Source organism: Frankia sp. AiPs1 (assembly GCF_023716945.1).
Taxonomy (GTDB): domain Bacteria; phylum Actinomycetota; class Actinomycetes; order Frankiales; family Frankiaceae; genus Frankia.
Window position 1 is genome coordinate 1 of the sequence record NZ_JAMQQF010000443.1, and the last position, 5,089, is coordinate 5,089.

Annotated in this window: 5 protein-coding genes and 1 pseudogene; 4 read left to right on the plus strand and 2 right to left on the minus strand. The window is 74.0% G+C overall.

Annotated elements, in window-relative coordinates; all coding sequences use genetic code 11:
• Positions 1 to 12 precede the first annotated feature (12 nt).
• Positions 13 to 999, minus strand: coding sequence for an NAD-dependent epimerase/dehydratase family protein (locus tag ND748_RS24855; protein ID WP_251748414.1), 987 nt, complete (start codon positions 997 to 999; stop codon positions 13 to 15).
• 153 nt (positions 1,000 to 1,152) lie between these two features.
• On the opposite strand from ND748_RS24855, the gene ND748_RS24860 reads away from it, so the two are divergent.
• From ND748_RS24860 to ND748_RS24870, 3 genes are all read left to right on the plus strand, one after another.
• Positions 1,153 to 1,881, plus strand: coding sequence for an acetyltransferase (locus tag ND748_RS24860; protein WP_251748416.1), 729 nt, complete (start codon positions 1,153 to 1,155; stop codon positions 1,879 to 1,881).
• Positions 1,882 to 1,976: 95 nt separating this feature from the next.
• The gene (locus ND748_RS24865) at positions 1,977 to 2,732 is read left to right on the plus strand and encodes a tyrosine-protein phosphatase (RefSeq protein ID WP_251748417.1); all 756 of its coding nucleotides are present in this window, start codon (positions 1,977 to 1,979) and stop codon (positions 2,730 to 2,732) included.
• A 113-nt stretch (positions 2,733 to 2,845) separates the two neighbouring features.
• The gene (locus tag ND748_RS24870) at positions 2,846 to 3,370 is read left to right on the plus strand and encodes a lytic transglycosylase domain-containing protein (RefSeq protein ID WP_251748418.1); all 525 of its coding nucleotides are present in this window, start codon (positions 2,846 to 2,848) and stop codon (positions 3,368 to 3,370) included.
• Positions 3,371 to 3,405: 35 nt separating this feature from the next.
• Here the strand turns inward: ND748_RS24870 and ND748_RS24875 are convergent, their stop codons facing one another.
• Positions 3,406 to 3,624 carry an RNA-binding S4 domain-containing protein gene (locus ND748_RS24875; RefSeq protein WP_251748420.1) on the minus strand — a complete coding sequence of 73 codons (219 nt, stop codon included), beginning with the start codon at positions 3,622 to 3,624 and terminating at the stop codon, positions 3,406 to 3,408.
• Between the two features lie 575 nt (positions 3,625 to 4,199).
• Between ND748_RS24875 and ND748_RS24880 the strand changes: the two are divergent.
• Positions 4,200 to 5,089 (plus strand): annotated as a pseudogene (locus ND748_RS24880) (hypothetical protein); the annotation flags it as partial.

Below are 5,089 nucleotides of genomic sequence, written 5' to 3' on the forward strand. Positions count from 1 at the left end.
GGCGGCGGTGGGTCACGGTCGCTCGGCTGCCGGCGCGCTGGGCACCGCGCCGGCACCGGTGGTGCTCGGGGCCGCGCCGGTCCGGTCGGCGTACCAGGCGACCGTCGCCTCCAGCGCGGCGGCGAGATCCAGACCGGTCGCATCGGGGAACAGCGTCCGCATCGTCGCCGCGTCCGCCTGGGAGTCGCGGACGTCGCCGGTGCGGGGAGCGCCGTGGTGCACGCTCAGACGGCGCCCGACGATGCGCTCCAGCTCGCCGATGACGGTGAGCAGATCCGTGCGGGTGCCGAAGGCGATGTTGATCGGCCGCGGATGGCTCACCCGGCGGATCGCCGCGTCGCACAGCATGCCGGCGACACCCGTCACGTAGGTGAAGTCCCGGGTCTGGCGGCCGTCGCCGTGCACCGTCAGCGGCCGTCCCGCGAGCGCGGCGTCGATGAAGGTGGGAACGACGGCGGCGTAGGCGTGCCCCACCGACTGGTACGGGCCGAACACGTTGAACAGCCGGACGGCGAGCACGGGCAGGCCGAACCCGGCCTGGTAGGCCAGCGCGTACCCCTCCGCGGCGAGCTTGGAGGCCGCGTACGGGCTGCGTGGCAGGGTGGGAGCGTCCTCCGCGCGGGGCAGCGGCCCGGCCCCGCCGTAGACGGACGACGACGAGGCGACGATGACGTGCGTCTCGGCGCGCTGGGCGACGCCGAGCACCGTCAGGGTGCCCGTCGCGTTGACCGTGTGGGTGGCCATGGGGTCCAGCAGTGAGCGCTCCACCGACGGCCGGGCGGCCAGGTGCACGATGCTCCCCGCCCCCGTGCATGCCTCCTCGACCAGGGACCGGTCGGTGACGCTGCCGATCACCAGCTCCACGGGCAGGCCCGCGAGGTTCGACACCGCCCCGGTACTGAGATCGTCGATCACCACCACCTCGGTCCCGGCGGCGAGCAGCGCTCTGGTCAGGTGAGCACCGATAAAGCCGGCACCACCCGTCACGACTACCTTCACCGACATCACCCTTCGAGTTCAGAAGGATGCTGATAGTAGTAGAGCCGATCTGATCCGCCGGCCACCCCGCGCGGAGGCGGGCAAGAACATCACCCATCCGGCTACTGTGAGTGTCATGTTGAACTCATAGAGATGCGGGTCTACGGTCACCGCGTGCCCGACCACCCGCGCTCGCTGGTCATCGTGGGCGCCGGCGGCCACGGCCGGGAGTTGCTCGACGTGGTCGAGGCGGTCAACGCCGCCGACGGCCGAACCCGCTACGCCTTCCTCGGCTTCCTCGACGACGGGTCGGCGGACCCCGACCCCGTCGCTCGCCGCGGCGCGCCCCTGCTCGGCGGGCTGGACATGCTCGGCCGCCTCGACGCCGACTACCTGATCGGCTTCGGCGACGCCGCCGCCCGCCTGCGCGTCGACCGATACGCCAGCGTCCACGGCCGGCGCCCGGCGACCCTCGTCCACCCCCGCGCCAGCCTCGGCGGCGACGTCCGCCTCGGACCCGGCACCGTGGTCTGCGCGCTGGCCAGCATCACCACGAACGTCCGCACCGGCCGGCACGTGGTGGTCAACGTCGGCGCCAGCGTGGCCCACGACTGCCGCCTCGGCGACTACGTGACGCTCGCGCCGGGCGCGCGGATCTCCGGCGGGGTGGCCGTCGGTGCCCAGGCGTGGATCGGCGCCCAGGCGAACATCGTCGCCCGCCGCAGCGTCGGCGACCGCGCCGTCGTCGGTGCCGGCTCCGTCGTCACCGACGACATCCGCGCCGCCCAGGTCGTCGCGGGTGTGCCGGCCCGGCCGATCAACGCCGTCCCCGACCGGCCCCGGCTCCTCGGCGACCACCTTGGCCACCCGCCCGGCCAACGCGACGCCCCGGCATCGGGCTGAGGACGCCGCCAGCCCGGGCGGGTCCGCGGTTGCCGGCAGCACCGATTCGCCCGTTTCGGCCCGGCGGGTACCGCCGATGGCCCTAGGATCGGCTTGTGGAGCGTTGGTTCAACCTCGCGGGCTGTGACAACGTACGTGATCTCGGCGGGCTGCCCACCGTCGACGGAGCGGCCACCCGGCACGGCGTGTTCCTGCGCTCCGATTCGGTGCAGACGCTGACCGATGCCGACGTCCTCCTGCTACGCGAGACCTTCGGCCTGCGGACGATCATCGATCTGCGGGCCAGGGAGGAGGCAGCCCGGGAGGGCCGAGGTCCACTCGCCGAGCAGCCCATCGACTATCACAACCTGTCGTTTCTGCCCGGTGAGTGGGTGATGCCGGACGACCCGCGGTATCCCGCGATCGTCCGGGACCTCGACTCGGTCGACCGCATCGAGCACTACCTGGACTACCTGCGGCTGGCCGGTCCCGCCGTGGCACAGGCGCTGCGGGTGCTGGCCCAGCCCACCGCGGGCCCCGCGCTGTTCCACTGCGCTGCCGGCAAGGACCGCACCGGCGTCCTCGCGGCCCTGCTGCTGAGCATCGCCGGGGTCGACCGGGACGCCATCGTCGCCGACTACGCGCAAACCAACGAACGGATCCACCTGGTCAACGCGCGCCTGGCGAAACGTCCCTCCTACAACCGGCCGACCGCCCCGCTCACGCCCGACCAGCTCTCCTGTCGTCCGGAGGTCATGCGCGGCTTCCTCGCCGGCGTCGACGCCGGCTGGGGCGGCCCGGCCGACTGGGCCCTGAAGGCGGGTCTCGCCGAGTCGGACCTGACCGCGCTGCGTCAGGTCCTGGTCGCCTAGACCACGCCGGCAGCGGAGGCGACCGGACTGCCGTGGCTGCACTGCCGTGGCCGAACTGCCGTGGCCGACCGGACCCCCGCCGACGCCCACCGCCGCTGACGGAAGATGCACACATGGTCCACCGGGTGTCCCTGCAAGCAGTCCTGGCCGCTCTGCTCGCGGTCACGCTGGTGGCGGGCTGCGGCATCCTGCGGCGAACCCACCGCGTGCCGGACGACCTGATCCCGGTGTTCCGCTCGGCCGCCACCGCATACGGCATCCTGACCCCCGCCCAGCTCGCCGCGCAGGCACGCGTCGAAAGCAGGTTCGACGCGCGGGCGGTGTCACCCGCCGGCGCCCGCGGCATCATGCAGTTCCTGCCCACCACCTGGGCGGATTTCGGGCTCGACGGCAACGAGGACGGCGTGGCGGATCCGCTGGACCCCCGCGACGCCATCCCCTCCGCCGCGTACTACGAATCGCGGCTCGCCGAGCAGGTCTCGCACCTGCCCGGTGACCGCGTCTCGCTGATCCTCGCCGCCTACAACGCCGGGCCGGACGCCGTGCGCCTCGCGGGCGGCATCCCCGACATCGGCGAGACCCGGGCGTACGTGACGAAGGTCCGGAGCTGGGCGAACACCTTCTCCGACCAGCTCTGACCAGACCGCCCGCCTCCTCAGCCCAGCCGGCAGCCTCAACCCACCCGCAGCCGCTCCCCCGGCACCACGACCTCGTCGCCGGGGACGAGCTGGCGCCCCCGGCGGGTCTCCACCTCTCCGTTGACCCGCACCATGCCGCCCGACAGCAGCCCCTTCACATCCGACCCGACGCCGACGATGTCGGCGAGCTTGAGAAACTGGCCCAGCCGGATCGCGTCACCCTGGATGCTCACCTCGCGCATGCCCTCAAGCATCGTCGGTCCCCGCAGCCGGTCGCGCGGGGCCTCCCCTGGTGCACTCCGCCCCGTCGGGCCCGCCCGGTCCGCCGGCCTTGGGCCGGACACGCCGCACAGCGGGCTGCTCGCGGCCGACGCCCCGCACAGGCACTATCGGGCGTGGCCGGCGCGAGGTGGGAACACACCCGCTCACGCGCGTCACAGGCCCGTCCGGACCATCCGTTCGGGAACGACAATCCACATCCCGAGCGGAGGGCTGAGGCATGCTGGCGGACGTGGCAGGTATCCCCTCGGACCCGTCGGACGGGACGGGCAGGCGCGGCAGCGGATCCCCGCGACCAGCGAAAACGCCCGGTAGCGGCTTGCCGGCGCCGCGCGCCGCGCGCTCGCCTTCCGCCCCGGACAGCCCAGGTGACGCGGCCGAGAGCCGCCTTGACTCGGACGATTCACCCGCCCCGTCGAACGAGCCACGTGCCCCGTCGGACGGCCCCTTCGTCTCGGCGGGCGACGGGGACGGCGACCCCACGCCGGCGGAGGCCGATCGGGCGGCGGCGCGGCGGCGCATCGCCGCACGCGGGCGGGCCAGACGCGGTGTGCGCACCCCGGCCCTCGGCACGGCGGCCCCCGGCGAGCTGCCCGCCCTCGACGACTACCCGGACCAGCGCATCCCCCCGTTGGACAGCCAGCGAACAGCGGCCCGGACCGGCGACGGGTCGGGACCGGCGACCGTCGGCGGCACGAGCGAGGATGTGGTCCGACGGGTCGAACGCTCCAGCGGGATGCTCGCCTCCCGGGCCGCGGCGCGGATGAGCGAGGTCCTGCCCTGGTTCCCGGCCATGTCGGCGAGCCATCGGGCCGGGATCCAACTCGTGGTGCAGGCCGGCATTTCTTCGTTCGTCGAGTGGTGCCGGCGGCCCGAACATGCCCGGGAGCTGTCGGAGGACGTCTTCCGGGTCGCCCCGCGCGAGCTCGTGCGGGCGGTGACCTTCCGCCGCCTGGTCGATCTGGTTCGGGTCGCGGTGGAGGCGATCGAGGCCGAGGTGCCGAACCTGGCCGGTCCGGAGGACGAGCTGCGGCTGCTCGCCGACGTCCTGCGCTACTCCCGCGACATCGCCTTCGCCGGGGCGGTCGTCTACGCCCGCGCCGCCGAGGAGCGCGGCGCCTGGGACGCCCGCTTGGAGGCACTGGTCGTCGATCACGTGGTGCGCGGCGAGGTCGACCGGGCGCTGCCGTCGCGGGCGGCGGCGGTGGGCTGGCGCAACCCGCCGGCCGTGACCGTCATCGTCGGCGGGGCCGAGGGCAACGCGCCGGAGGCGGTGATCGACGAGGTGCACCGGCTGGCCCGCACGGCCCAGCTTGAGGTGCTCGCCGGGGTCCATGACAACCGGCTGGTGATGGTGGTTGGCGGCCGGTTCGCCACCGCCGACGACCCCGGCCGACCCGACGGGGTGGCGACCGCCGCCTCGGCCGGGGACGGCGCGAC